The sequence below is a fragment of the Halococcus sp. AFM35 genome (genome assembly GCF_051195015.1).
Taxonomy (GTDB): Archaea; Halobacteriota; Halobacteria; order Halobacteriales; family Halococcaceae; genus Halococcus.
In genome coordinates this window covers 1-1,473 of the sequence record NZ_JBNTJU010000086.1, presented here as the reverse complement: position 1 = coordinate 1,473, position 1,473 = coordinate 1, and the positions used below count along the sequence as shown (strand labels likewise).

Below are 1,473 nucleotides of genomic sequence, written 5' to 3'. Positions count from 1 at the left end.
CTGTTGCGTTTCGACTATTTAAAACCGGCGTGAGCCGGTAGTGACGACCTGATGTCTGTGGTTTCCAAGTCAGCAGGTAGGCCGTCATCAGATGCAACGGATGCCAACAACATCAATTCTGTTGAAACTGTCGCCGATGAGTTGTACTCGCTGCTCGCCGAAGGCGACAGCGAGTCCATTGCTGAGGAGTTCGATATCGGCATCCACAACGAGACACACGACTTCGACAACCACCTCAAAGTCGCTATTCGTGAAGGACTTGATCCATCCAGTTCTCTCGGCGAACTCGCCGATAAGACCGCCGTTGATGACTCTCTTGAGAAGATGCCTAAGTCACGGTTCTCCGAACTCACGAACGACCGCGACTACCGCGCGGTCGTTCGACTCCTCTTTGCGGTACTCCACACGCCACAGCTGTATCATCAGCGTGCTGTTCAGCGAAAACGCCTGGAGTGGCTTACACGAGGTGTTGTTGCCGTCGACGCAACAAATCTTGAACTCACACGCTCAGTTGTCGTTTCCGACGAGTTCGTCGGAGACGACGAGCACGTCTATGAAATCGACACAGACGACAGTGGACTCGAACTTCATTGTGCCGCACGCGTAGACGGTAAACACAAGCATCCGCTCGGGGCAACCGTCACAGAGGGTGAAACCCACGAAAGTCCGCAATTCGACCACCTCAGCGACGACGTCGAGGTCTTCGCAGACCTCGACTCGGTCATCTGGGTCTTTGACCGCGGATATACGCGCTATCGCCGGTTTTGTGAGATCAAGCACAGTAACGACGACTTCGTCACACTGCTGCAGTCAAACGCCCGTCTCGACGTTCTGGAGCGCGTCCAGAACGTCGAGGTCACTGACGAGGACGGAACGAGACAGATTCGTGACGAACGAATCGAACTGGCCGAGACCGGTGAACAGTTTCGTCGTATCGTCTTGGAAACACCAGATGGAGAAGAGATTCAGTACCTGACGACGCTGGCGTCGTCAGCGTACGATCCCATCGACGTGATCAGTATCTACACGCTTCGGACAATGATTGAGATTTTGTTTCGTGAGCTAAAGCAGTACCTGAACATTGAGAACTTTCACTCGAAATCGCTCAACGGCGTGTTGTTTGAGTTGTTCTGTGCGTTGATTGGATACGTGCTTGTGGAGTGGCTGCGCCAGCGCCACCCGGTCAAGGGTGGCGTGGCGCGTGCAATCCAGAAAGTCCGGACGTACTGGAACGAGACGCTGGATTCGTTCGGCTAATCTCATCACACGGCACCAGCGACAGCCGTCGACGGCTAGCGACGGCTGTCGCCAGAGCCGTGGTTTTCTTCGCTGTTTGGGTCTGAGACGACGTATCTCTCGGTTCTACTTTCATTTGCTCACATCAGGCTGAGCTTGCGCAGCCTACACACCTTGTTCCAGTGCCCCTCACAGAGGTCTCGCTCCCTGTGGCTTTATCAACTCAGAACGCAACAG

General features: G+C 54.5%; 1 protein-coding gene. It reads left to right on the top strand.

What is annotated here, in order from left to right:
• The first annotated feature begins 51 nt into the window (after window positions 1-51).
• Window positions 52-1,257, top strand: a complete 1,206-nt coding sequence (locus ACQUQO_RS18170) for an IS4 family transposase (protein WP_435080056.1) — start codon at window positions 52-54, stop codon at window positions 1,255-1,257.
• Window positions 1,258-1,473 lie beyond the last annotated feature (216 nt).